Source organism: Virgibacillus profundi (assembly GCF_002287375.1).
In the GTDB taxonomy this organism is placed as follows: Bacteria; Bacillota; Bacilli; order Bacillales; family Amphibacillaceae; genus Virgibacillus_K; species Virgibacillus_K profundi.
In genome coordinates, this window is the sequence record NZ_NPOA01000023.1 from 1 (window position 1) to 26,183 (window position 26,183).

Genomic DNA, 26,183 nt, shown 5'->3' on the forward strand with positions numbered 1-26,183 from the left:
CTCTGGACGAACACCGTCTTGGTTATTTGTATCGTCCCATGTTTTTATGCCAGATACTTCTGTTACTTCTGGTGTATGATGGTTGATAATATTCGTTCCATCAATTTCAGTAGTATAGTCATTTACTAAGTTCTCAGTTACTGTATAAACAATCTCTTCTCCTGCATTAAATTTCGCTAAGTTAGTGAAGCTATACATCCACTCGTCTTCTTCTGTTACTTCAATCGAATCAACCACTTCACCATCTGCTAAGAGATTTACTGTGATTGACTCTGGACGAACACCATCTTGGTTGTCTGCATCATCCCATGTTTTTACACCAGATACTTCTGTTACTTCTGGTGTATGCGTGTTTGTGATAATGATGTTTCCATGATTTTCATCATTTACAGATGTCTCATATTCCGGTAATTCAGTTAGTTCATCTACTGAGTATACAATAGGTGCTCCTTGTTCATTCAGCGGTAGATTTTCCCAAGAATATGTCCAACCTGTTTCTCCTGATAATTCAATAGGACCCCCAACTGGTTCCCCATTAGCAGTTAATTGTACTTCAATACTTGCTGGACGAATACCATCTTGGTTGTTAGCATCATCCCAGTTCTTTGTTACTGTTACTACTGTTACTTCTGGTGTGTAACTATTTGTGATATTAAACCCATCAATACTTTGCGAGTAATGTTCTACAGTATCTTCTGTAACTGTATAAACAATCCCTTCTCCTGCCTCATATTTTGGTAAGTCTTCAAAGATGTATTTCCAATTACCATCTGCAGTTACTTCTGTAGAGGCTACTGGTGCGCCATTTGCTAAGAGATTTACTGTGATTGATGCTGGACGAACACCATCTTGGTTATCTGCATCATCCCATGTTTTTATACCTGAGATATCAACTACTTCTGGAGTGTAGCTGTTTGTAATATTGAAGCCGTCAACTACTGAAGTATACCCTTCAACATCCAGTTCAACTTCTTCTACAGTGTAATTAATTTCTTGTTCATTTTCATATTTTGGTAGATTTGTAAAACTGTAATCCCAATTGTTTGCAGCTATTACATCTACTGAACGAACAAATTCACCATCTGCTAGAAGGTTTACTGTGATTGACTCTGGACGAACACCATCTTGGTTATTTGCATCATCCCAAGTCTTCGTTCCACTAACACTTGTTAACTCACGTTGATTTTCTATTGTTATTGATACTGGCTTTCTTTCTTTTGAACCTACTTCTACATAATGCCTTTCTTCGCCTAGTTCATAACCGATTGGTGCTTCTGTCTCAACCAGGTAATATGAGCCTGCTTCTTGTAAGTTTTCAAATAGGGTTTTCCCTTCTTCATCTGTTGTTTCAGTGGCTATTAATTCATCACTAGAGTTATATAATTCGAATGTAACTCCAGGTAATATCGCTCCTAAGTCATCGACTTTTTCTAATTCGATTGCAAAGACAGGTACATAGTTTTCAACTCGATATTCTGTTTTTGTTTCATCATTACCAGATTCATACTTCAGATCAATAGTGATCATTTGCGACTTAGTATCAGTTACATAGCCATCAGGAATCACTCTTTCCACAAGTTCATATTCACCGAAAAGCAAACGACCAAAGTCGATTTGACCATTTTCATTTGTTGTACCTGATTTCAGTACCTCACTTGTTTCTGGATCTATAAGGTCAAAAACTGCATCTGAGAGTTTATCATCTCCACCGTTTGTGACATCGACCTTATCGATTACCAGATATCCGGCAGTACCTTCAGCGCCACCACCTGATCTCATTTCGATAGTACGCGTTTCAGTACCATCATTATCTGCGTCTTCAACAAATTCACCTTCACCTGTCACTTCATAGCTGTTATTCACTTCTTCTCCATGTGCTGCGAAGAACAGAGATGAGTATTCTACTACAAATGCGCGGTCGATTTGATCGTTCCAATTGATTTCAATTGTACGCAGGTCTTCTGAAACAGTTAATTCATACAGACTTGGGTCAACCAGATTACCTGTACTTTGCGCACTGCCCCCGGATACATCTGCATGATATACCTCAATACTGTCAGGCAGAACTTCCTGGTTCTCTGATAATGTATCTGTAAAACCGAGGTTGTTGATCACTTGCTGTCCAACGTTTATTTGAACAGTCCAGTCCATTTTTTTACCATTTTGAATACCATCTTTTGCTGCATAAGTGTTATATCCAACAACACCGACTTCAGCATCCAGCTCCGCCAATGTTTCTGAACCATTTCCTACTTCTGCTTCATTAATGTATTGACCCTGGATATCACTCAGACCTTCAAGGGAGGTTTTGTATTCGATGTAATACGCCTGCTCAGTTTCCCCAATCCCTACGGAAAAAGTATTATCGTCGTTGTAGGAAACATTTACATCACCAGTGACATCCGCCCCCGGTCTGTGGTTTCCGTTGCTGTCTATCGTAAGCTCATGAACCCTGATAGATTCCGGCACGATTGTCTGATTGCCCTGCGGCGCATCAATGATGTTCAAATCACCAATTGTATTCTGACGATAGTTTGCAATGATATTCCAAGTTATTTCTTTTGAATCAGGATCATAACTTCCATTTTTCCAATGGTTGTTTTGTGATGCGTCATTCAATGTAACATCCGCTTCTACAGTTTTGTCCTGGCTGTTACCACGTTCATCTACCCAGCCGATATCTGCAGTGTTATTTGCATTTAGACCAGGCATATCGTCCGGCTCATAATCTGTCGTATAAGTTATTACGATTTCGTCTTCAGTTGAATAACTTTCAGGGAAATCAATCGTAAATGGATTTTCACCCGAAATTGTATAATCCGTATATTCCTCGCCGCCGACTGTGACTGTATACGATTCTTCCTGAGGTGTCAGACCTTCAGTCATAGTATCTGTGATTGAAATATTATTCATTTCATAATTATCACGGTTGATCATGATACGCCAATCAATCGTTCTGTCCGCATAGTTGACACCTGTCACGTCTTTATATCCGACAAATTGTCCAACGTGAGCACCGGAGCCTGCAGACTCTTCACCAAATCCTGCAGTATTCTCAACATCATAAGCATCCATTACACGGTCTGTGACTTCAGTTGTGTAAGTGATCCTGTAAGCAGAATCGGTTATGATATTCGTGACTTCAAACCCATCTGTAACCTTATTGAATGTTGCGCCGTCTGGCAGACCAAAGTTTCCAGTCGGTTGTGCATCACCATTTTCATCAATCTCTATTTCCTCAAATTGAAGACTTCCTTCAACAAGTTCCAACGTGCCTGCAGGCATCCATCCGTCTGTTAATGTTACGTCTTCCAGACTCTTCTGGTTAAAGTTGAAATCAACTGTCCATTCAATTTGTCCTGAAACAGGATCATAGTCTCCATTGCTTTTATTAATCGGTTCTCCGCGATCAATCACAACAGTAGAATTTGCGCTGACATCTTCCAGATCATCGTCCGACAACACTGCATTGTTCTGAAATTCCGTTGCATCGTCGTCTGTCACTTTCGTTGTGTACTCAACTTTATACGCTCCGTCGATATCACCAAGTGGGATATTTAGAACACCATTTTCGGAAGTGACACCTTCTACAGTAATTACTTCACCTTCACCAATTACTTCACCTTTAAGGTTGACGATTAGTTTAGTGACAGTGAGACTATCGGCTTTATACTCAGTACCTGCTGGAAGTGTATCTTTTACACTTGCATTAGTTAAATCCATTCTGTCTTTATTAATCGTTACTTCCCAATTAATTTCATCTGCGTTATATGATCGGTTAGGCTCCCCTTGTTTCTCGATAGTTTTTTGTCTCTCACCCATATCGATCGGCAGGCGTTTTTCACCTTCTTCACCAATAGGCGAAATGATGATTTCTCCATCTTCTTCTTCAGCCTCATCCACATCTATATGAGAATATGCATACATATACCCACTGACCTGGCTGTGGGTTTCAACAAACTCTGTAAATGTAAATTCAACTGTGCCCTCGGTGTTGATTGTGTAAGTTACAGCCGTCTGACCATCAGGAGTATTCAATTCACCGGACTGTTCACTTCTGATCTCAATGCCGCTTGGTAAATTGAAACTGATTGTGTCCCCGGCTTTATAACCATGGCCGTCCAGAAGCTCCCAGTTCAATCTCATGATGAACTCGTCATTCAGACCTGGCAGATTATTATTGGCTTCACTGATTTCTTCTTCAGACATATCCAAGAATGTGTCGATTTCAAGAATGAATCCATCAGCTATTTCCTGCAGAGTTTGAATTTCTTCATCAGAAGCTCCAGAAATTGTTAATGCATTTTCAGTCTTAACAGTCTCTTCCTCTTCAGGATTTGCAGCTGTCTCCTCATCCACTTCTTCTTCAACTATTTCAGTCTTGTCTGCCCCGTCTTCCTCCACAACATCTTTATCTTCACCATTTGTTTCTTCCTCAGGTTCAGTGGATTCTTCCTCTCCCTCTACAACTTCATCCTCTTCAGGATGAACAGCTGTCTCCTCATCCACTTCTTCTTCAGCAACTTCAACTTTCAAAACTGCTGCTACTTCAAATTTTCCATTAGCTTCTGGGTTTTCCACAACAGCTTCGTCAAATGTTACAGTCACTGTACCATCTGTCGTTACTTCGTATGTACCCACCTCGGCTTCTGCATCTCCTAAAGTACCTGATTGCGCACCTGAAACACTTAATTCAGATCGAAGAGTAATAGATTCTGTACTTACCTCCTCAACATCAACACCATCAACAGACCAATCAATATGTACATTAACATTCGTCGGTTCTGTTAGTGATTCAGAATCAACCTGATTACCCTCCTCATCTGTCACTGTTACTCCAGTAAAAACACTTGGCTCAGACCCTTCTGCTTTGGTTTGCGCAGGTAAAGCCAAGCTACTTGTTATTGTCTGAAAAAGTAACATAAGTATAAATAGCAGACTAAACTTTTTATTCATCTTCCATACTCCCCCTATTAAAATACTTTTTTCTACAAATCAATCCATTAAAAGATTATAATCTTTGTATCTTTACAGTTTCTCTACAAAATTTTTATAGAGTCAGCCAAAAGACCCTATAATCCATTACCCTAATAGTTCTATATATCTAAATTTACATAATTAACATAATTGTTTTTGCTTAAGTATCTTTTATACAATACAATTGAATTACATGAACCATTAGTAAAATTTTCCATTATTTAAATGGAATAAACTGTTAATAGGGGGGGATATTTGTGAAAGCAATTCTTGTTGATGATGAGCCGCTTGCTTTGGATTATCTTGAGCGTCAACTCAATAAAGTCAGTAATATTGTTGTTGTTGGGAAATTTACTAATTTAATTATTGGTAAGGAAACTACATTATTAGAGGAAGTTGATGTAGTATTTCTGGATATTGAAATGGCTGGAGTTAATGGGCTGGAGTTGGCAGAACAGATCCTGGAAATCAATTCAAGCCTATCCATTATATTTGTTACAGCTTTTAAAGATTACGCAGTAAAAGCATTTGAGTTAAATGCATTTGATTACATCCTAAAACCTGTTCAACTAGAGCGATTGCAATTAACATTGGAACGAATTGAAAAGAAATTAGATGATCAAATCAGTCAACCTTTATCAGTCAATCAAATATTACAAATTAATGTATGTAGAGAATTAACGTTTTATTTTACAAAGGATAAAGTCGAAATCATTCACTGGCGAACAACAAAAGCTCAGGAATTATTTCTCTATTTACTCCATCATTCTGGAAAAGCGATCCGAAAATCTGAATTAATCGATATTCTTTGGGCCGAATTTGATCAAAATAAAGCCTACGCTCAATTATATAATGCAATATACCATGTAAGGAAAACACTAGGTAAATTCAGCAACCATTTTTCATTAAAAAGCGTTCCAGATGGATACATACTCTTAACCAAAAATGCTTTGATCGATATACTAGAGTGGGAAAACAGAATTGTTGCTGCTCCTCCTATCAGTATGGAGACTGTGGATGGTTACGAGACAAGTATGGATTTATATACAGGATCTTATTTACAGGAATATGATTATTTGTGGGTAGAACCTGAACGATACCGATTAGAGTTACTATGGACAAATGTGGCTTATCAACTAGCAAACTTTTATTATGAACAGGGAGAATTAAAAAATGCGAGAATATGGTATGTTAAAATATGTACGATAAGACCGGAAGAAGAAAACGCCCATTTTTCATTAATGAAATTGTTTGCCATTTTGGGAAATGATAAGCTAGTTGATTATCAGTACGTTCAATTAAAAAATGCTTTAGAGGAATTAAGTATTCAGGTCAGTCCTAACATTAGAAAATGGTATGATCAATGGAATCAGAATAAAACAATATCTAAACCATAATAAATAATAGAAACATGAGAAGAAATTATCTATTAGCTAAATTCTACTCAGATTTCCGGGGCTAACTCTATACTTATAATTTAACAAAGGGGGGATGGTTTGGTGAAAATCGTTGGAGCTATTTTTATTACAATTGGCCTTGTTCTTATTGGTTTCTTCGGTTATGAGTATATCTCACAATCAAAAGACCAGGATCAATCCTTAGCAGAGGCACAAGAAAGATTAGATAAATCGCATAAAGCACCATCACAACAAACTCAAACTGAAGATACAGAAACCATACAATCATTCACAGCTGATCATATGGAAGCATTCGGTACGCTGGAAATACCGAAATTAGAAGAAACAATTGCCATCGTGGAAGGTGCAGATGAAGACGCATTATCCAAAGGTGTCGGACATATGACCGAAACCGCCTACCCTGGAAAAGAGGAGCAAATCGTACTATCCGGACATCGTGATACCGTTTTTCGAAACTTTGGTGATCTCGAAATAGGCGATATCTTCATCGTTCACATGCCCTACGGCGACTATGAATACGAAATCCGCCAAACTCAGATTGTGCCGGAAGACGATACGTCCGTAGTAGGGGAAATGGGAGAAGAAGCCCTCGTCGTCTCCACCTGTTATCCTTTCGATTTTATAGGAAGCGCACCCGATCGATTTGTCGCATTTGCATATCCAGTGGAGAAATGATGTGAGAGATTTTGAATAGGGCCTTCCACTAAGTTCCGAAAATTAAGGGAGACCCTGTGTGTTTCTATTAAACAGCTTAATCAATTGAATCTTTCATCTCAAATCTATTCGGCACACTAAAGATTATCCTCGTTCCCACACCAGGTGTACTTCTAACCTGCAAACCTTTCCCATACAACCGCTTCAAACGTTGTTCGGTATTGTTTAGTCCAATACCTTTTTTCCGATCAGGGTGGAGAGTGAAGAGTTGTTCTACCTTTTCTTCATCCATCCCAACACCATCATCAATAATGGATATTTCCGTATAGCCGTCTTGTTTACGGATTCGTATCGTTATTAAACCTCCTTCGATTTGCTTCAAAACGCCATGATTGATTGCATTCTCTACTAATGTTTGGATAGATAGAGGCGGAATTCTTACATCTTGAACTTCATCTAGTTCCCATTTCACCTGTAGCCGATCCCCAAATCGCTCCTTTTCAATATATAAATAGGATTCCAGTAAATCAAGTTCAGTTTGGAGAGGAACGACCTTGTCTAAGTTTTTTAAATAGAAACTGCTCTGCAAGTAATGGGCTAATTTTTCAAGTAGACGAGCCATTCTCGGTGTATCTATCTCACTTAATGAAACAATCGCATTCAACGTATTTAATAAAAAGTGTGGACGAATTTGCGCTTGAAGCCATGCAGCTTCCATCCCTAACCGCTCTTTAATTGATGCCTGTAAATCGGTTAAAGCATGTACTCGAACATTTAACTCCACCGCATCGACTGGTTTTGTGACGTAATCATTTGCACCTGCCAAAAATCCAGTATAGACATCTTCTGGGTTACTTCTTGCTGTTAACAGAAGTATAGGAAGTTCAGATATGGAAAATCTCTCCCGGATGGAACGCGTTAAATCATACCCAGACATGATAGGCATCATAACATCTGAAATAATTAAATCCCATTCCTTCTCTTCCAGTTGTTTTAATGCTTCTTTTCCGCTCGTAACAATTTCTACCTCATATTGGTCTTCCGAAAGAATGTTAGTCAGCACTTGTAAATTTACCGGGTCATCATCGACAGCCAGTATTCTCGGTCTGTATGAGACAGGAGTATTCTTAGTAAATGCTTCAATCATCGCATGATTCATAGCAATCGGTGTTTCTTTAATAGAAAGTTCGCCCATATCCATAACTGGAGTCGATGTTGTTGCTGCCACCTGCCCTTCAAAGGATTCTTCTGCTAGTGGTAAGGTAAATGTAAATACCGAACCTTCCCCTAAGACGGAGTTCACTTTTATTGCTCCACCATGCATTTCCACTAACTGTTTGCAAATACTTAGACCCAGACCGAGGCCACCCCCAATAGCAGTAATACTGGAATCACCTTGTTCATAGGGATCAAAAATGGTACGCAGTGTTTTTTCATTCATGCCAATTCCTGTATCTGTAATATGAATATGAGCTTTTTTCTCTTGCACGTCGGCATTGATGGTAATGGTACCTTCATCCGTAAATTTCACTGCATTATGAAGAAGATTAAATAAAATTTGAATCACACGATTTTTATCTGCTGCCAGAATAGGAAAGTCACTTGGGATTCGTACTTCCATTTGAATATTTTTATTTTCAATAAGCACTTGAAGCATATCGACAACGCCTGCGGAAATACCTTGTATATCAAGACGCTCCCTTTGAAGATGAATACGGTGCTCCTTCAGTCGGGTCACATCTAGTAAGTCTTCCAAAGTCCGTGACATATGATGCCCAATTGTTAATTGAATCTCCAGGTCCTTTTGTGTTTTTTCATCAAGGTGATTGGGTCTGTTATGCAAAATAGATTGCGCAATATTTATAATCCCATGTAATGGATTCCGAAGTTCATGGGATGTATTTGCAAGAAAATCATCCTTTTGCTTCATCTCTTTTTGAAGTTGAATAGTTAGCTCTTCATTTGAACTATTTAAAGCTAATAATTGCTTGTTTTGCTGCTCTGTTTTCCGAACTGAATCTGCAAAGTCTTTACTCATTAGGATAACGTGAATCAATACATAGACGCCAACCGCTGGTAACATCAACGTGATTGACTGATACCAATTCTGACCGATCGCAAAGTCATTAAAAAACGCCAAAAATATAAGTCCCATGCCGATTAGATTTATTTTTGCGTTTCTATTATTGTTACGAATACTCTTGGAAATAACATAAATCATATAGAAAAATGTAGGGACGGCTAGATAAAAAATATTGAAAAATAGTGCCTGGAAAAATACAGGCTGTGTAAATAAAGTGGTAATTATTAGCCCTAAATGTACTGTGACTAACCCGTACATTATTTTCTTAGAAAACTCCTCTTCATGCCATTTCCATAGTAAAATAACATAGAACATGGAAGTTGCCTCTGTCAGAATATATTCTAATCTCGTACCCCAGAGCCAAGACATATCTAATATGAGCGTATAGTAAAAAGGAACAGCAAATAAAGCACGAGCAGATATGAGCATAGCAAACATCCCGAATATAAAAAATAAATGCTCTTTTCTGCGATACAAAGCAAATAAAAACATGAACAAACCAATGATAAAAATACTACCGTTAATAAAAAGCGTAACGATCATATTCGAATTGAACTTTTGAGCCACTATGGAAGCTTCCCCGAAATAAATGGTGTTCTCAAATCCCCCGCGAATATGGTCAAAGCTGGATACTTGCATCGTGAGTAATACTTCATCCGATTGCGCAATAAAATAACCTGTTTTTGGTGCCATTTCAGAAGTATGTGAAGCTGAATCCCCGCCCACTACACCATTTCTAGCAACTTCTATTTCATCTATATAAAGGCTGTAGGCGCTATATTGATAGGGAACATGAATTGCTAATGTTTCCCCTACATAACTTTTAGGTATTTTAATCGTTGTGCTATATGTACCAAATGAATTAATTTCACCTTTCTGAGTATCAAATGAGCTAGGGAGTGAAACTACACTGCCTGGTTCATTGCTCAATTGTTCCTTCACCTCATCGGGTGATAATAATTCCTTTTCAAAGAAATTCCATTCGCCATCAAGATCTGTATAGAATTCTTCCGACTGCTGATTGTCACTTAAATCAAGTAACACCGTTGAATCGGACTGTTCCGCCAAGACATTACTATCATCTATCACCGTTGTCATTAATAAGATCGTTATAAATACTAATAAATATAGCTTATGTTTAAATTTCAACTGACTCGCCCCACTTTATGCCCAGCTATTATGTAGATTATACTACGTACCATAAGTAAACTAATTCTATCATAATAGCGCGAATCAGACAGCTAGATTAGAAGGTAAAGACACATCGAAGGTTCATATATCTATTGCTATTTAGTTAAACTCCCCACATTTGATAGCTATTAATAATAAAATCGACAAATTAGGACTATTCTCCTTCTGTTGGGAGGATTTACCTATAAAACGTCGAATTATGATAACAAGGAGGTGAAAGGATGACTAAATATATTGTAAAATACAGGAGCAGAAAAAGAAGTGCATAGAACAGTACTCACAGAACCAGCTTGCAACATTAATCTAATTATCCCTACTAATCGGTTAGATACAGATACCGACTACACTGTTCTATACCCAAATATTTATGACGGGTGTAAGCACTGTTATAAAGAAAAGCATCGAAAATAGCAATTTTTCTAGAGTAGTGTAAATCAGCACAATATTCCAGACATCCATTTCTTCATTTGATATTTGGATGCTTTTTATGTTTTCAATAAAATTACCAAAAGTAGGTGCAAAATGCAAGCCGACTTAATAGATGATTTTATTAATTGTTTAAAAATGCTAAACCATAGAAACGCTGTAGTCAACTTACCTTTATTAGGTGAATATAAAAGATTGGAAGCAAATAGCTCTAATTATTCATTTGTTATTGATATAAATAGACGGGGTCGACAGGGATATCTTACTTTGCAATTAAGGAACTTAAACTTCCAAGACAAACCTATCACTAGGTTAGATATATCAGGGCCTAGTCACAAAAATCCTGAAGGCGACTTTGAACTGTCGGGACAAATAATCCCATGTCCCCACATACATATTGCCAAAGAAGGATATGGAGATTCTATTGCCTATCCTTTGGATCACCATAATATTAAGCTTCACTTGACTAATGAAGCCTTACATGATTTAGTAATTATACTAAGGAAGTTTCTTGAATTTATTAACATTGGAAATTTAAATGATTTTGAATTCTATCATCAAAATCAACTTAATTTAACTTAAAACAAGGAGGGATTTTATGATAACAGACCTAAAGAAACTATACAACGATTGGAATAAGAAGAGTGTAAAGTTGGAAAAGTTTAAGGAGTTTATCGAAATCCAAACTCCTTTTGTTGATATGCATAATGACTTTATTCATTTGTTTTTTTCCGAGAATAATAACAAATTCACTTTAAGTGATGATGGACACGTTTTATCAGAACTTAGCATGTTAGGCGTCGATGTTTCCAACACAAAAAAAAGAAAAGACTATTTTAATACCAAATTGAGAGTATTCGGTGTCGACTTCGACGAAAACACTGAGGAACTTTATGTTTCCTTTGATGACTTATCAGAATATCCTCAAAAACAACACAATCTAATACAATGCGTAATACAAATTTCTGATATGTTGCTGACTTCCAGAAATAATGTGATTAGTATCTTTACAGAAGAAGTTAAAAGATTCTTTGATGATAATGATATATTAAACACTCCAGACCTGGGATTTAATGGGAAATCAGGTAATCAACAAAATTTTGATTTCGTGACTCCACACCGAAAAGAAAAGAAGGAAAAAATAATAAAAGCCGTAAATACACCTACCTCTAGAAACTATCAAAATACTTTATTTCCCTTTATTGACATACAGGAAGTTAGAGCTGATTCGGAGTTTTATGTATTAGCCAACGATATTAATTTGCCTGTATCAGACAAATTTAGTACTTCATTAAATAACTATGGTATTAAAGTTTTACCTTGGTCGGATAAAAGTCTAATAATAAACACATTAAAAGTAATATAATTAAATTCCTAAAGGTGTACATAGATTGTACATCTTTCTTTATTCCTTAAGTAAGCTTCAATAAAGGAAGTCGAAAAGGAATACAAATACCTAACACAAGGACTAAAAAAGGTCTCTCATCAATTCAGATGAGAGACCTTGGTATTTAGAATGATTTACTAACGCTTATGATCAATAAAATAAACATGGATTGATGAAGTATACTCTAATCCTTGATTTAACAAGGAGTTAGAGTTTTTATTACATCATGCCGCCCATGCCACCCATTCCGCCCATATCAGGCATTCCGCCGCCACCAGCGCCGCCTTCTTCAGGAATGTCGGCTACTACAGCCTCAGTAGTCAGGAACATTGCTGCTACAGATGCTGCGTTTTGCAGTGCATAGCGGGTAACTTTAGTTGGATCTACGATACCAGCTTCAACCATGTTTACCCATTCTCCTGTTGCTGCATTGTACCCAATACCAACTGCTTCCCCTTTAAGACGTTCAACAATAATTGAACCTTCCAGACCGGCATTGTGAGCAATTTGGCGAATTGGTTCTTCCAATGCACGAAGAACAATTTTAGCGCCTGTTGCTTCGTCACCTTCAAGGTTAAGCTCTTTAATTTTGCCTAATACATTGATAAGTGCAGTACCACCACCTGAAACGATTCCTTCTTCTACTGCTGCACGAGTGGAGTTAAGTGCATCTTCAATGCGTAGTTTACGTTCTTTCAATTCTGTTTCAGTAGCTGCACCAACTTTGATAACTGCTACGCCGCCTGCTAATTTAGCAAGACGCTCTTGTAATTTTTCTTTATCGAAATCAGAAGTAGTTTCTTCTGCTTGTGCACGGATTTGTGCAACTCTTGCTGAAATTGCTTCAGGATTACCTGAACCTTCTACTACTGTTGTGTTATCTTTTGTAACAACTACTTTGGAAGCACGGCCTAATTGATCGATTGTTGCACTCTTAAGATCCAAGCCGAGATCTTCCGTAATTACTTCTGCGCCAGTTAGTGTAGCGATATCTTCAAGCATTGCTTTACGACGATCACCGAATCCTGGAGCTTTAACTGCTACTGCATTGAATGTTCCGCGAAGTTTGTTTACAACTAATGTTGCAAGTGCTTCTCCTTCAACGTCTTCAGCAATTAATAGAAGTGGTTTACCTTGTTGTACAACTTGCTCAAGTACTGGTAATACTTCCTGTATGTTACCGATTTTTTTGTCAGTAATTAAAATATATGGATCTTCGAGTATTGCTTCCATTTTATCCTGGTCTGTAACCATGTATGGAGAAGCATATCCACGGTCAAATTGCATACCTTCAACAACTTCTAGTTCCGTGTTGAAGCCTTTTGATTCTTCAATTGTGATAACGCCATCGTTACCAACACGTTCCATTGCTTCTGAAATCAGGCTTCCAACTTCATCGTCACCTGAAGAAACTGACGCAACTTGAGCAATCGATTCCTTGCTTTCGATTGTTTCGGAAATACCTTTTAATTCTTTAACTGCTGCTTCAACCGCTTGTTCAATTCCACGGCGAATACCAACAGGGTTTGCACCTGAAGTAACGTTTTTCAAGCCTTCCGTGATCATTGCTTGTGCCAAAACTGTTGCAGTTGTTGTACCATCACCGGCAACATCATTTGTTTTGGATGCTACTTCAGATACAAGCTGTGCACCCATATTTTCAAATTGATCTTCCAGTTCAATTTCTTTTGCGATTGTTACACCATCATTTGTAATTAGTGGTGAACCGAATTTTTTATCTAAAACAACGTTACGACCTTTTGGTCCCAAAGTTACTTTTACTGCATCTGCTAATGTATCTACACCACGTAGCATTGCGCGACGTGCGTCTTCACTAAATTTAATTTCTTTAGCCATTTAAAAGCCCTCCTTAAAATCAGATCATCAATATTTTCTATTCTTAGCTAACAACAGCTAAAATGTCATTTTCACGAAGAATTAAGTATTCTGTGCCATCGTATTTCACTTCAGTACCGGCAAATTTAGAGAAAATAATGCGATCTCCTTCTGAAACTTCAAGTGCTACCTTTTCTCCGTTTTCTGTAACGCTACCAGAACCAACTGCTACTACTTTACCTTCCTGCGGTTTTTCTTTTGCAGAGTCTGGAAGTACGATACCGCTTGCAGTTTTTTCTTCCTGTTCAACAAGCTCGATAACAACACGATCTCCTAGTGGTTTAATCATGAGATTAACCTCCTTAATTCCTTATCATTTTTATTTATTAGCACTCTACCTCTCCGAGTGCTAATCCCAATTAATATAATAAATAATAAAATTTAAAAATGCAAGTAATGTATACTGTAAATTTTATTTTCTAAGAATGTACATGCTTCCTCAACCATACTATTATTACAAGTGCATAAAATATGATAAAATACGTAATATGTTTAAATAACTATTAAACAATAGAAACCTATATATTTTGAAGGAGTCGTTGTATTTTGACAAAACGATATTGGTGGGTCATCATTACCTATATCATTATGCAATTCTCGGGAATTGTTTTTGCACCATTACTTTATTTGTTAACACCTCTAGGTGAAAACGATGCTGTTATTTACTGGTCAATCTTTAGCTTCCTATTGGGGCTCATCATTGTATTGATCATCATGAAGCCTGACATGAAGACACCAAGCCATCGTAATGCCGCTTCAACTGGAAGTATTGTACTCTGGTCAATACTGGGCGTATTTATGGCATATTTTTCTCAGGGGATTGCAGCTTTAATAGAAATAGAACTTCTTGGAATTGAGGCCGGATCGGAAAACACCCAATTGATCATGAATGTCACACGTGCTACACCTTTATTTATGATCATTCCAATGTTTATCGCACCTATTCTGGAAGAAATAATTTTCCGGAAAATTATTTTCGGAAGTTTTTATAAAAAAATGAATTTCTTTTTCGCAGCGCTATTATCAGCTGTTGTATTTGGAATTATTCACGGAGAACCTCAGCACATCCTAATCTATGCTTCCATGGGATTTGTCTTCGCATTTTTATATGTAAAAACAAAACGTATTATTGTACCAATCATTGTGCATATGGCAATGAATTCCATTGTCGTTCTCGTACAGTATAATTTCACTCCAGAGGATATTGAAAAAATGCAGCAGCAATTACAGGAGATGCAAATGATCCTAATCGGAGGTTAAGTTAATTATGAGAACTTCGCCACTAATAATGGCTATCGTATACTTTATAATGGGAATATTTTTCGTATATATCGCAGTACAAAGTGCTGATGAAACCATTTGGAATTTCACCACTGTCGTGATCGCATTATTTGCCACCCTTGACTTCGGTGTCAGCATACGATTGATATCTATTCATTTTCGGATAAAAAATAAAAAGAAGGAGTAGCTTCGTTGCTGCTCCTTCTTTCTTCTATTTACTGTTATTGGACACCTTTAAGATTTTCCACCCAGCCATCTCTATCTTCAATGGTTTGCTCCATTGTTGTGTAACGAACTACATAGAGATCGTTATCTTTTACAAATACACGGGCAATTTCTTGCTGATCCAGCTGAGCTTCATCCTCTGTGACAGCAAATTCATAAATGCCTTCTTCTATTCTATTAAATTCAAGATTACCGGTAATCATTTCCCCCAGATTTGTTTCCATCATGTCCACATAGCCTGCTATACCCAGTGAATCATTACCATTTTCATAATAATGAAGTGTTAAAAGCTCGGTATAATTTTCAAATTCTTCACCGGCTACAAGAAACTCTGCAATTGCTTCTCCCTGGGCTTCCTGATAATTTCCAAGTACCCATTTATCGCCATCAAATGGCATTTCCAGTTCTAATAACAGATCAGCATAATCACCTTCCATTGCTGCTTCGCCTTGTTCCATTACTTCCCCATTCTCATCCAGCGGGATTGTTTCTACAACTTCGGTGTTAAAAATTTTCCATATACCATCTTCCGGTTTTAAAATATGGACACCCTTTGTCTGATTGTTTTGATATGCAGGGCCTTCTACTTTCATTGAAGTTTGTGTATAGGCTACTCTGGCTTCTTCTTCTGTTTTTTCTTCTACAGTTAAATCAGATAATTTCATGTCAAGTGTATAATCGGCCAGCACTTCCAGATTTTGCTCTGTTCCTTCATAAGCTGGTGATTCACTATGGATCGTTTCCATATGTGCATCCGTGTCCTGGTCAACTATCGTTTGAATATTCGTTTCCAATACACTGAATAAATCTTCATCCTCCGGAATTGCTTTTTCCTCTTCTTCCGGTTCACTGGCTTCTTCAGCTTCAGCCTCTGATTCTTCTGTTTCCTCAGTTTCTTCTGCTTCATTCGGTTCCTCACTGCTCGTGTCATCTGAACAAGCTACTGCAAAGAAACTAAGCATGAATAAAGCAATAATTGCATAAAACTTTTTTCTCATCATATTGACTTCCTCCTGATTTTTATATTAAATGGTACTGGAAAAATAAAACAATGTTCCCATCATATCGCACTGCCAATCATAAATACAGATGTCATACGACCCAAATTAACAAATGAAAATATAGTTCATTATATCCAAAGTCATTTATATAGGAGCCTATACCCCGTGAGCTAAGAATTATGTCTGTTAATAGCTTACAAAATAAAAATAAGCCTATTGAACTAGTTGTTCAATAGGCTCAGGCGAATTAATCTTCTTTACTTAATGGATAGTGCTTCAGGAAATAAACAAGTGCTTGCAATTCAACAGCTAAATCAATATGATGTACCCGAATATGATCAGGCACGGTAATTCTTGCTGGTGTAAAATTTAGAATCCCTGTTATTCCTTGTTCTACTAAACGATTGGTAATCCCATCTGCTTCACTTGCAGGGATGGTCAGGATTGCTACTTTAATCCCTGTCATTTTATCTTCCAGATCTTCAATATGATAAACGGGAACCCCGCCAATGTCTGTTCCTACTTTTTCTTTAGCTGCATCAAATGCCATTTTAATTTGTATATTATTGTTTTTTAGGAAGTTATAATGCAAAAATGCAGTTCCCAAATTGCCAACACCGATTAAGGCAACGTCAGTCAGCTCATCCTGATCCAATGTTTTTCTAAAAAAACCGAGCAAATATTCAACATTATAGCCATAGCCTTTTTTCCCGAGTGCCCCAAAATAGGAGAAGTCCCTGCGAATGGTTGCCGAATCCACTTTCACAGCTTCACTGAGCTCTTTTGATGAGACCCGCTTTTTGCCCTGGTGGTTCAGGTTATTTAAAAATCGATAATATAATGGCAAGCGCTTTGCAGTTGCCTGTGGTATTTTATTCATTGCTATTCCTTCTTTCACTTCGGTAATAATCTCCGGATTTTCCGCCTTTTTTCTCCAGAAGATATGTTTGGCCGATGATCATTCCTTTATCAATTGCTTTACACATATCATATATCGTAAGTGCTGTTGCAGAGGCAGCAGTCAAAGCTTCCATTTCAACGCCGGTACTTCCCTTCGTTTTTACAAAAGCTTCTATTTGCAGTTCATATGTATTGTTTTCGACCATCCACTCAAAAGAAATATCAATTCCTTTTAATTGCAGTGGATGACACATAGGAATCCAGTCAGACGTTTTCTTTGCTGCCATAATCCCGGCCACTTGAGCAACTGCAAGCACATCACCTTTTTTAATTTCATTCCCTGTAATTTTTTCATATATTTCTTCAGTTACTTTTACACTGGACCGGGCAAGTGCTGTTCGTTCTGATTCATTTTTTTCACTAATATCCACCATCCGTGCTCTACCCTGTTCATTAAAGTGTGTGAAATCTGACATACACTCAACTCCAATATTTTAAAAGTATGTAACATTATTTAAAAAATGCGTAATTTCATCTGTAAGTTCTCCTTTATTTTAACAGATATTTGTAAATAAGTCGTGATATATTTCACAATATTATTGCGAGCACAATTGACAATACGATACACTAGGGAAGATGAGGTGAACGTAATGATACTTATGCAATTAAACGGATTATCAAAATCATTTGGTGCAGAGGAAATTTTAGCTAATATAAAGCTTGAAATAAAAAGTAATGATCGGATTGCAATTGTCGGCCGAAATGGTGCCGGGAAATCTACTTTATTAAAAATTATGGCTGATGAGCTTACATATGATGAAGGAGAGCTTTTCAAACCAAAAGATCTGACAATAGGCTACCTATCCCAACACATGTCTTTAGAGTCAGGAAAATCAATTTGGGATGAAATGCTGGAAGTATATCAGCATCTACTTCTTCAGGAACAGGAACTACGTGCTATCGAGAAAAAAATGGCTGAGGCAACCGATATTTCCAGTACACATTATGAAAAACTTTTACATGATTATGATAAATTACAGCAAGCCTTTCAAAGTGAAGGTGGCTATACCTATGAATCAGATATAAAAGCTGTACTTACAGGATTAAATTTTCAGGATTACGACTATGAAACACCTATTAATGAATTAAGCGGTGGTCAAAAAACAAGACTGGCACTTGGTAAGCTATTACTGAAAAAGCCGGCATTACTGATCCTGGATGAGCCCACGAACCACCTGGATATTGATACACTTGCATGGCTCGAGAATTACTTAATCAGCTATATCGGTGCTGTTGTGATTGTATCCCATGACCGCTATTTCCTAGATAAAACGGTATCGATTGTTTATGAGATATCCCGCCATAAAACAAAAAAATATCATGGTAGCTACAGTAAATTTCTGGAGCAAAAAGCACTTGATTATGAGCAGGAATTAAAAGAGTTTGAAAAACAGCAAACAGAGATTAAAAAGATGGAAGACTTTGTACAACGAAATATTGTTCGTGCATCCACAACAAAGCGAGCTCAAAGCAGAAGAAAGCAATTGGCAAAAATGGACAGAATTGATAAACCGCTTGGTGATGAATCATCCGCATCCTTCACTTTTCGGGTGAACAGGCGAAGTGGGAATGATGTTTTAAAAATAGATGATCTATCCTTTCGATATGAAGATGATAGTGAGGATTTGTTTGCCAATGTAAAACTTCATGTTAACCGTGGAGAACGAATTGCATTGGTTGGACCCAATGGTGTTGGAAAAACAACCTTATTAAAAACTATTCTTGGTACTTTAAAACCTGCGAGTGGTCAGGTCTCACTAGGAACAAATGTTCAAATTGGCTATTATGATCAGGAACAGGCTAATCTAACATCATCTAAAACTGTGCTGCTGGAGCTATGGGATGAATATCCAACAGTGAATGAAAAAGATATCCGCACCATTTTAGGAAACTTCCTATTCTCTGGTGATGACGTCTTAAAACTTGTGCATTCCTTAAGCGGTGGTGAGAAGGCACGACTTGCTTTAGCGAAATTAATGATGCAAAAAGCAAACCTGTTAATATTGGATGAGCCTACGAACCATTTGGATATTGATAGTAAGGAAGTGCTGGAAGCAGCCTTAATTGATTTTCCGGGAACAATCATTTTCGTTTCCCATGACCGCTATTTTATTAATAAAATAACGGATCAGGTTGCCCAAATGCAGCGGGATGGTGTAACCATGTATTTAGGGGATTATGATTATTATACGGAAAAGAAAGAAGAGGAAGCGGAGCTGGAAAGACTGCAGCAAACTGCACAGGCCGCTCAAAAAACAGAAGACCGAAAGCTCAGTTTTAAAGAGGAAAAACAGCTACAGAGTGAAAAGCGGAAAAAGCAGCGTAGGATTGAAGAGCTTGAAGAAACAATAGAAAAGCTTGAATTAGAAATCGAAAAGCTGGAAGAAATGATGGCTGAACCTGATGTATACCAGGATCATGAAAAAGCATTGGAATTAACTAAAGAAACAAGTTCCACTAAACAGAGAGTCGAGCAACTGATGGAAGAGTGGACAGTTTTGCAGGAGTAATTTTTATAAAGGTTGAAATAACCTCGCACCCCCCTTTAACCTTAAAGCTTTAGAACACGTAAAAAGCGTAGAGAAATTTAAATTCCCTACGCTTTTTTAATGCAACTATTTCTGTGAATAAAATCTATTTAAACAAATAATCATTTTGTATCGTATGTTCTACTGCAATCCTGTATACAATTCCAAGTCCAATCATTGTGGATAACACAGAACTGCCACCATAACTTATCAACAATAACGGGATACCTGTTACCGGCATAATCCCCAACGTCATTCCGATATTTTGAAAAGCATGAACCAATATTAGGCTAAGATAACCAAAACAAAGGTAAGCTCCAAACGCTGAATGTTTGTATACATTAAGTCCTAATGTCAGCAGCTTATATAAAAATATAAAAATAAGAAAAATTACCAATGCACTACCAATAAATCCAAAGCTTTCCCCGATAACAGAGAAGATAAAATCTGTTTGGGCCTCAGGAAAAGATACTTGCAGGCTATTCATCCCTTTGCCAAATAACTGACCTGACCCCAATGCCATATACGCCCTGTCAAAATGCCATGATGCATCATTAGATGGAGCGGATGTATTAAACCATGTCATAATTCTATCTATTTGATATGCTTGATCTGGTCCAACTAGTTCTTTTGCTAGGTCTGTAAATTTCACAATAAACCCCAGGGCTGCTCCAGCAACGACAGAAATAAGTGCAATTAGACTTATAATTATTCTCCAGCTAATCCCCGATAATATGATAAACATACCGGCGATAAATAAATACACCATTGATGTTCCAAAATCAGGTTGCTGCAGGATTAATACAACTGGCGCAGCAGTAATGGCTAGAATTTTTAATACTAATAAAATATCTGTTTTCATATTCGTTACTTCATATTTCGCCTTATGCTTACTTATTATCGCAGCTAAATACAGAATGGTTGTTATCTTTGTAAATTCCGCTGGCTGAACAGATAATCCCGGTAATTTAAACCAGCTTTTAGCCCCATTGGTTCTCTCTGCTATAGCTCCCGGACCCTCCGGACTTATCAACAATACAAATAAAACAAAAATCCCGATACCATAAATATAAACGCTGGCTTTATATAATTGCTCTAAATCCAGAAACTGTATGGCAGCGACCATACATGCACCTACTGTAAACCAGACAATCTGTTTTAGAACAAAATTATTATCATCTCCGTATTGCTCGAGCTGTTGTGCATTAAATATGGAAAGTAAACTAATACAAACAAATAAAATAAATAAGACAATGAAATCACTCTGTATATAATAGGATTGCTTCTTAGACACGCAAATTCACCAAATTTCTATTACTTTATCTACATTTATACAAGTTATTCAGGTAATCCACAGACATATACACATCAAAATGGCTATGCTGTAAGTTATTAACAAAGTTATGCACATTATCCACAAAGCCTTCTGTGATTTACCAACATTTTTTATCCACAAATTTCAAGTGAGTATATTAGGATTTTTATGGGTTACGCACAGGTCTGTGAATAACATGTGGATTACTTTAACAACAAAGAAGCATTCGCATTTAGATCTAGATCAGATCGTCTTCCCTGTTCATAAGCAATCGTACCAGCTGCTGCAATCATTGCTGCATTATCCGTACAAAGCTTTAATGGCGGGATGATCAATGGAATGGCTAAATCAGCAAATTGAGCTTCTAATTCTGCTCTAAGCCCTCTATTTGCTGCGACTCCACCAGCCACTATCACTTGTTTCACATTAAATTCCTTCGCAGCACGTACTGTTTTTTTCGTTAATACGTCAATTACACTGGCCTGAAAACTTGCAGCAATATCTTCGTCTTTCAAAGATTCTTCTCGTTGTTTAGCATTGTGGATTTTGTTGATAACTGATGACTTTAACCCACTAAAACTGAAATCATAGCTATCTTCCTCCAGCCATGCCCGTGGAAAAGCGATATTTTCTTCACCAACTTCAGCTAAACGATCAATTTGCGGTCCTCCGGGATAAGGTAATTTGAGCATTCTTGCTACCTTGTCATAAGCCTCCCCAGCTGCGTCATCGCGTGTTTCACCGATTACCTCATAAACCCCATGATCTTTCATTAAAACGAGCTCAGTATGCCCGCCTGAGACAATAAGCGCAAGTAGTGGAAACTGAAATTCTTTTTCCAGTCTGTTTGCATAAATATGTCCAGCGATATGATGTACGCCAATCAATGGCTTCTGTTTAGCGAAAGCCAATGCCTTCGCGGAATTAACGCCAACAAGTAATGCACCAACAAGGCCAGGTCCCTCTGTCACAGTAATTGCGTCAATATCTTCCCAGCTCAGCTTAGACGCGTTAAAAGCCTCCTCCAGCACTACTGTCATCTGTTCCACATGATGTCTTGAAGCAATTTCCGGGACGACCCCACCAAAGCGTTTATGACTTTCAATTTGCGATGCAACCACATTGGAAATAATCTCTCTACCATTTTTGACGATTGCAACAGCTGTTTCGTCACAGCTTGTTTCTATTCCCAGTATATAAGTTTCCTTTTTCATAATAGATTCACCCACATAACTAACGCATCCTCTTGATTATCAGTATAATAATTTTTACGAATTCCACCAGGTACAAGTCCAAATTTACTATATAGTCCCTGTGCAGGTATATTTGATATTCTTACTTCAAGTGAAAGACGGGTAACTCCCATCAACATTGCCTGTTGGATCGTATATCGAAATAACTTTTCGCCCAATTTATGTCCACGAAACCTGGGCAGTATTGCAATATTAGTTATTTGTGCATCATCCAATATAATCCAGGTGCCAACATAGCCAACAATTTTTTCATCCAATTCAATGACAAAATAATACGCATGATCATTATCCACAATTTCCTGATAAAAAATATCAATGGTCCAAGGGGTTGTAAATGATGCTTTCTCTACTTCCATTACTTGATCAACATCAGCAAGCTCCATTTTTCTTATCGTAACTTTAGCCATTTTGCTGTTTTTCCTTCTGTGCCTTCATCCAATTAGCTTCCGCCTCTGCAAGCCGTAAGTAATTAGGTGTTAATGTATGGGTAGGATCCGCTGTACGCTCCATGCCAGCCAGTGCTAAATGTGAGGGTTTGGCCAAATGATACGGACCATCCGGAACGCACGCAAATTCACCTATATTCGACATAATTGCTTCTTTATATATCGAAATATCCGGACTTAGAAAAAGTACTTCCTTCTTTTCCTCTGCAAGTTTATTCAGAATATCTTCCATTAAACTATTTGTTTCCTCATAAACTGCATTTAATTTGCCTTCACTCCATTTGTACAAACCTGTATAGACCATTCCCCGCCGTGCATCAAAAAACGGACAGATATACCCATTAAAAAACCGCCCCTGATATGCAAGAGCTTCCAGGCTGGATATACCAACTATCGGAATATTCAACGCCCATGCCAGCGATTTTGCAGTTGCTAATCCAATTCTTACACCAGTATAGGATCCAGGCCCTTTTGCTACAACAATTTTATCTAATTGCTCAGGAGACATGGAAACTTCCTTCATTAATTTATCAATTGCCGGCATCAATCGAACCGAATGATTCTTTGCTAAATTTGTAACAATTTCTCCAATTATCTGATCATCTTTTAATATTGCTACACCTAATACTTGATTTGATGTATCAATCGCAAGTATATTCATTAACGTAACCCCTAACTCACTAATTCATTAATAACCCATTCAAAATGAGTACTGGTGGCTCTGAGTTCCAATTCTCTTGTATGTTCATCAACATAATTTATTTTGATATTTAACCGTTCGTCAGGTAAATATTCTTCAATAAACTGTGCCCATTCCACTACAGAAACACCATTGCCATTAAAGTATTCCTCAAATCCAATATCCTCATCTGAATTCTCCAGACGATAAACATCCATATGATACAGTGGCAGTTCACCCTCATATTCTTTAATGATTGTAAATGTTGGACTGCTCACATTACGTTTAACTCCAAGGCCATTTGCAATACCCTTTGTAAACGTTGTTTTGCCTGCACCAAGGTCGCCTTCTAATGTAACTACATCTCCAGGTTTAAGAAGGGTAGCTAATTTCTGGGCTAATTGTTCCGTTTCTAAAGCAGAATCTGTTTCCAGCTTATATTCACTCATCACTTCACCTACTTCAAGTGGTTATATCCCCTTTTTTGTAATTGCTTTTTTTCATTATTTTTTTCCAGAAATACATTACCATTTTCATGATCCATTGTAACATAGCCTATTTCTGTAATTCTTACTTGACTCTGATCTGCTAATTTTTGAACCTCGGCCCAATCACTACCTGGTATTGTTCCCATTAGTTCAAAATCTTCTCCACCATAAAATTTCCAATGATGCTGCAGATCCTCCGAAAACTGGTCATAAGAATCAGCTACCGGGATTTTCAGAGCATTTAGTGTAATATTAACTCCAGAAGCTTCAGCTATTTCAGACGCTTCACTTGCTATACCATCACTAATGTCGTTTAAAGAGACACGTGGCAATCTATCCAAACTTTTTGCAAAATCAACTCTTGGTGAGGGCATTTGATGTCTGCGAGCATAATAGCTTTCATTTAAATAAACACCAGGATTTGTTAAAATATGAAACCCAGCCTGGGAATCCCCTAATGTTCCTGTTACAAAAACAATATCACCATTTTTAGCTACGCTTCGATAACGTGCCTTTCCCTTTTTTACATAGCCTATAACTGTTACAGATATCGATAATTCTTTACCACTTACCGTATCTCCACCAATTAAATCCATACTATATATGCCTGCCAGTTCTTTCATACCTGAAAAAATTTGCGCAATTTCTTCCATAGACCAGGACTTGGGAATAACTATGGATACTAAATAAAATGCAGGAGATGCTCCCATTGCCGCCAAGTCACTAAGATTAGCTGCAAGTCCCCGGTATCCAACAAAGAATGGTTCCATCGAGGTTTTGGTAAAATGAACACCTTCAACAAACGTATCCACAGCTGTAACGATATCCTCTGGTGACGAGCTCAGTACTGCTGCATCATCACCAATTCCTTTAATCAATGTAGATTGCCGATAATAATTTTGTTTTATAGAATCTATAAATGAGAATTCATCCATTTATTTATCACCATTTTCAATAATATAACTATACTTATGATAGCAAAAAGTAGTTGAAAAGGAAAAAATAAATGAAGGCTAGGGAGAAAATAGTTGAAGTTTCACGAAGGATTTGAAAAGGCTGCAATTACATATTTCCTTAGAAGCTGTAAATTAATCCGTATTTATTTTTTATTAGAAAACTTGGCTTATCGCCAAGCCTTAATGGCGAAAGCCTTAGTTCAGGCGGAAAATACTTTTCGTCTGCGATGATAATGCTTCGAAGTATTACTTATGCACTTATACTGATTTCCTAAAAAAGTTATACTTTATCAGTGTAATTAAAAAACACACGATTTTGTAATTCAAAATCATGTGTAAGTATGTATATTTAAAAAGTGGCGGTCCGGACGGGACTCGAACCCGCGACCTCCTGCGTGACAGGCAGGCATTCTAACCAACTGAACTACCGGACCAATATTTAAGTTTAACTATTTAGTATTATTCATTTTCAATTAACCTAGAAGTTAATTCGACGTAGTTAGTTGAAAATAAATTGGTTGCACTCCCAAGTACTACTGATTTTCAATTAACAGGATGTCAAATCGACGTAGTTAGTTGAAATAATTTGGTTGCGGGGGCAGGATTTGAACCTACGACCTCTGGGTTATGAGCCCAACGAGCTACCAGACTGCTCCACCCCGCGATATGAAAGAATATTAAATTGATCAAGATTAATATATCTTGAATGCCTGGCGACGTCCTACTCTTGCAGGGACAAAGTCCCAACTACCATCGGCGCTGAAGAGCTTAACTTCTGTGTTCGGTATGGGAACAGGTGTGACCTCTTCGCTATTGCTACCAGACATTCCTTAAAAATAAGGACAAAATATATTATATGCATTTCTCTTGAAAAATGCAAGGGTTTTTTAGGTTTATACCCTAAAAACTAAATAAGAGTGTTATCAACGGACGATCTAAAAGAATTTAGTTAAGTCCTCGATCGATTAGTATCCGTCAGCTTCACGTGTCACCACGCTTCTACCTCGAACCTATCAACC

The 26,183-nt window shown here is 37.4% G+C and carries 21 protein-coding genes, 2 tRNA genes and 1 rRNA gene; 8 read left to right on the top strand and 16 right to left on the bottom strand.

The features are described 5' to 3' along the window. Positions 1 to 4,956, bottom strand: a 4,956-nt coding sequence (locus tag CIL05_RS20725) for a Cna B-type domain-containing protein (RefSeq protein ID WP_108721311.1), incomplete at its 3' end; no start/stop codon positions are given. 278 nt (positions 4,957 to 5,234) lie between these two features. On the opposite strand from CIL05_RS20725, the gene CIL05_RS20730 reads away from it, so the two are divergent. Both CIL05_RS20730 and srtD read left to right on the top strand, forming a co-directional pair. Next, a complete protein-coding gene (locus tag CIL05_RS20730) occupies positions 5,235 to 6,374 on the top strand; it encodes a response regulator (protein WP_095657442.1) in 1,140 nt (379 codons plus the stop codon). 102 nt (positions 6,375 to 6,476) lie between these two features. Next, on the top strand, positions 6,477 to 7,070 hold the full coding sequence (gene srtD, locus CIL05_RS20735; RefSeq protein ID WP_095657443.1) for a class D sortase, LPxTATN-specific: 594 nt from the start codon (positions 6,477 to 6,479) through the stop codon (positions 7,068 to 7,070). 76 nt (positions 7,071 to 7,146) lie between these two features. On the opposite strand, the gene CIL05_RS20740 is transcribed toward srtD, so the two are convergent. Further along, complete coding sequence (locus tag CIL05_RS20740; protein ID WP_095657444.1) at positions 7,147 to 10,281, bottom strand: hybrid sensor histidine kinase/response regulator; 3,135 nt, start codon at positions 10,279 to 10,281, stop codon at positions 7,147 to 7,149. A 564-nt stretch (positions 10,282 to 10,845) separates the two neighbouring features. On the opposite strand from CIL05_RS20740, the gene CIL05_RS20745 reads away from it, so the two are divergent. Then, positions 10,846 to 11,331, top strand: coding sequence for a DUF6978 family protein (locus CIL05_RS20745; RefSeq protein ID WP_095657445.1), 486 nt, complete (start codon positions 10,846 to 10,848; stop codon positions 11,329 to 11,331). Between the two features lie 16 nt (positions 11,332 to 11,347). Then, positions 11,348 to 12,115 (top strand): DUF1829 domain-containing protein, encoded by a 768-nt coding sequence (locus CIL05_RS20750; protein ID WP_095657446.1) that lies wholly within the window; start codon positions 11,348 to 11,350, stop codon positions 12,113 to 12,115. Positions 12,116 to 12,355: 240 nt separating this feature from the next. Here CIL05_RS20750 and groL read toward each other — a convergent pair whose 3' ends face one another. Continuing rightward, positions 12,356 to 13,993: a chaperonin GroEL gene (gene groL, locus CIL05_RS20755; protein WP_095657447.1), complete on the bottom strand. Its 1,638-nt coding sequence runs from the start codon at positions 13,991 to 13,993 to the stop codon at positions 12,356 to 12,358. 43 nt (positions 13,994 to 14,036) lie between these two features. Continuing rightward, the gene (groES, locus tag CIL05_RS20760) at positions 14,037 to 14,321 is read right to left on the bottom strand and encodes a co-chaperone GroES (RefSeq protein WP_095657448.1); all 285 of its coding nucleotides are present in this window, start codon (positions 14,319 to 14,321) and stop codon (positions 14,037 to 14,039) included. Between the two features lie 257 nt (positions 14,322 to 14,578). On the opposite strand from groES, the gene CIL05_RS20765 reads away from it, so the two are divergent. After that, complete coding sequence (locus CIL05_RS20765) at positions 14,579 to 15,292, top strand: CPBP family intramembrane glutamic endopeptidase (protein WP_095657449.1); 714 nt, start codon at positions 14,579 to 14,581, stop codon at positions 15,290 to 15,292. 7 nt (positions 15,293 to 15,299) lie between these two features. Further along, positions 15,300 to 15,500, top strand: coding sequence for a YdiK family protein (locus CIL05_RS20770; RefSeq protein ID WP_206207821.1), 201 nt, complete (start codon positions 15,300 to 15,302; stop codon positions 15,498 to 15,500). Between the two features lie 34 nt (positions 15,501 to 15,534). On the opposite strand, the gene CIL05_RS20775 is transcribed toward CIL05_RS20770, so the two are convergent. From CIL05_RS20775 to moaC, 3 genes are all read right to left on the bottom strand, one after another. Then, entirely contained in the window at positions 15,535 to 16,539 is a 1,005-nt protein-coding gene (locus CIL05_RS20775) for a hypothetical protein (protein ID WP_095657451.1), read from the bottom strand. Between the two features lie 247 nt (positions 16,540 to 16,786). Further along, positions 16,787 to 17,425, bottom strand: coding sequence for a redox-sensing transcriptional repressor Rex (locus tag CIL05_RS20780; protein WP_095657460.1), 639 nt, complete (start codon positions 17,423 to 17,425; stop codon positions 16,787 to 16,789). Continuing rightward, the gene (gene moaC, locus CIL05_RS20785; RefSeq protein ID WP_095657452.1) at positions 17,412 to 17,915 is read right to left on the bottom strand and encodes a cyclic pyranopterin monophosphate synthase MoaC; all 504 of its coding nucleotides are present in this window, start codon (positions 17,913 to 17,915) and stop codon (positions 17,412 to 17,414) included. The genes CIL05_RS20780 and moaC overlap by 14 nt, the downstream gene beginning before the upstream one ends. Positions 17,916 to 18,089: 174 nt before the next feature. Here moaC and CIL05_RS20790 point away from each other — a divergent pair, with 174 nt between their 5' ends. Further along, positions 18,090 to 20,009: an ABC-F family ATP-binding cassette domain-containing protein gene (locus CIL05_RS20790; RefSeq protein WP_095657453.1), complete on the top strand. Its 1,920-nt coding sequence runs from the start codon at positions 18,090 to 18,092 to the stop codon at positions 20,007 to 20,009. 124 nt (positions 20,010 to 20,133) lie between these two features. On the opposite strand, the gene CIL05_RS20795 is transcribed toward CIL05_RS20790, so the two are convergent. From CIL05_RS20795 to thiL, 6 genes are all read right to left on the bottom strand, one after another. Beyond that, positions 20,134 to 21,321, bottom strand: coding sequence for an FtsW/RodA/SpoVE family cell cycle protein (locus CIL05_RS20795; RefSeq protein WP_095657454.1), 1,188 nt, complete (start codon positions 21,319 to 21,321; stop codon positions 20,134 to 20,136). A gap of 224 nt (positions 21,322 to 21,545) precedes the next feature. Further along, positions 21,546 to 22,556 (bottom strand): tRNA (adenosine(37)-N6)-threonylcarbamoyltransferase complex transferase subunit TsaD, encoded by a 1,011-nt coding sequence (tsaD, locus tag CIL05_RS20800; protein ID WP_095657455.1) that lies wholly within the window; start codon positions 22,554 to 22,556, stop codon positions 21,546 to 21,548. Next, entirely contained in the window at positions 22,553 to 23,002 is a 450-nt protein-coding gene (gene rimI, locus CIL05_RS20805; RefSeq protein WP_095657456.1) for a ribosomal protein S18-alanine N-acetyltransferase, read from the bottom strand. Before rimI ends, tsaD begins: the two co-directional genes overlap by 4 nt. Continuing rightward, positions 22,995 to 23,702, bottom strand: coding sequence for a tRNA (adenosine(37)-N6)-threonylcarbamoyltransferase complex dimerization subunit type 1 TsaB (gene tsaB, locus CIL05_RS20810; RefSeq protein WP_095657457.1), 708 nt, complete (start codon positions 23,700 to 23,702; stop codon positions 22,995 to 22,997). The genes rimI and tsaB overlap by 8 nt, the downstream gene beginning before the upstream one ends. A gap of 11 nt (positions 23,703 to 23,713) precedes the next feature. Then, on the bottom strand, positions 23,714 to 24,169 hold the full coding sequence (tsaE, locus tag CIL05_RS20815; RefSeq protein WP_095657458.1) for a tRNA (adenosine(37)-N6)-threonylcarbamoyltransferase complex ATPase subunit type 1 TsaE: 456 nt from the start codon (positions 24,167 to 24,169) through the stop codon (positions 23,714 to 23,716). An 8-nt stretch (positions 24,170 to 24,177) separates the two neighbouring features. Then, entirely contained in the window at positions 24,178 to 25,143 is a 966-nt protein-coding gene (thiL, locus tag CIL05_RS20820; RefSeq protein WP_095657459.1) for a thiamine-phosphate kinase, read from the bottom strand. A 93-nt stretch (positions 25,144 to 25,236) separates the two neighbouring features. Between thiL and CIL05_RS22380 the strand changes: the two genes are divergently transcribed. Beyond that, positions 25,237 to 25,395 carry a hypothetical protein gene (locus CIL05_RS22380; RefSeq protein ID WP_165769186.1) on the top strand — a complete coding sequence of 53 codons (159 nt, stop codon included), beginning with the start codon at positions 25,237 to 25,239 and terminating at the stop codon, positions 25,393 to 25,395. 126 nt (positions 25,396 to 25,521) lie between these two features. Here the strand turns inward: CIL05_RS22380 and CIL05_RS20825 are convergent. The 3 genes from CIL05_RS20825 to rrf all read right to left on the bottom strand — a co-directional run bounded on the left by CIL05_RS20825 (position 25,522) and on the right by rrf (position 25,988). After that, positions 25,522 to 25,598, bottom strand: a tRNA-Asp gene (locus tag CIL05_RS20825). A 153-nt stretch (positions 25,599 to 25,751) separates the two neighbouring features. Continuing rightward, positions 25,752 to 25,828: transfer RNA gene (locus CIL05_RS20830), tRNA-Met, on the bottom strand. Positions 25,829 to 25,872: 44 nt separating this feature from the next. Then, positions 25,873 to 25,988, bottom strand: a 5S ribosomal RNA gene (rrf, locus tag CIL05_RS20835). Positions 25,989 to 26,183 lie beyond the last annotated feature (195 nt).

Bases quoted from the DNA above. Each gene is read 5' to 3' on its own strand.
- CIL05_RS20745 (WP_095657445.1), top strand. From the start codon at position 10,846: ATGCAAGCCGACTTAATAGATGATTTTATTAATTGTTTAAAAATGCTA.
- CIL05_RS20750 (WP_095657446.1), top strand. From the start codon at position 11,348: ATGATAACAGACCTAAAGAAACTATACAACGATTGGAATAAGAAGAGT.
- groL (WP_095657447.1), bottom strand. From the start codon at position 13,993: ATGGCTAAAGAAATTAAATTTAGTGAAGACGCACGTCGCGCAATGCTA.
- groES (WP_095657448.1), bottom strand. From the start codon at position 14,321: ATGATTAAACCACTAGGAGATCGTGTTGTTATCGAGCTTGTTGAACAG.
- CIL05_RS20770 (WP_206207821.1), top strand. From the start codon at position 15,300: ATGAGAACTTCGCCACTAATAATGGCTATCGTATACTTTATAATGGGA.
- CIL05_RS20775 (WP_095657451.1), bottom strand. From the start codon at position 16,539: ATGATGAGAAAAAAGTTTTATGCAATTATTGCTTTATTCATGCTTAGT.
- moaC (WP_095657452.1), bottom strand. From the start codon at position 17,915: ATGTCAGATTTCACACACTTTAATGAACAGGGTAGAGCACGGATGGTG.
- CIL05_RS20790 (WP_095657453.1), top strand. From the start codon at position 18,090: ATGATACTTATGCAATTAAACGGATTATCAAAATCATTTGGTGCAGAG.
- tsaD (WP_095657455.1), bottom strand. From the start codon at position 22,556: ATGAAAAAGGAAACTTATATACTGGGAATAGAAACAAGCTGTGACGAA.
- rimI (WP_095657456.1), bottom strand. From the start codon at position 23,002: ATGGCTAAAGTTACGATAAGAAAAATGGAGCTTGCTGATGTTGATCAA.
- tsaB (WP_095657457.1), bottom strand. From the start codon at position 23,702: ATGAATATACTTGCGATTGATACATCAAATCAAGTATTAGGTGTAGCA.
- tsaE (WP_095657458.1), bottom strand. From the start codon at position 24,169: ATGAGTGAATATAAGCTGGAAACAGATTCTGCTTTAGAAACGGAACAA.
- thiL (WP_095657459.1), bottom strand. From the start codon at position 25,143: ATGGATGAATTCTCATTTATAGATTCTATAAAACAAAATTATTATCGG.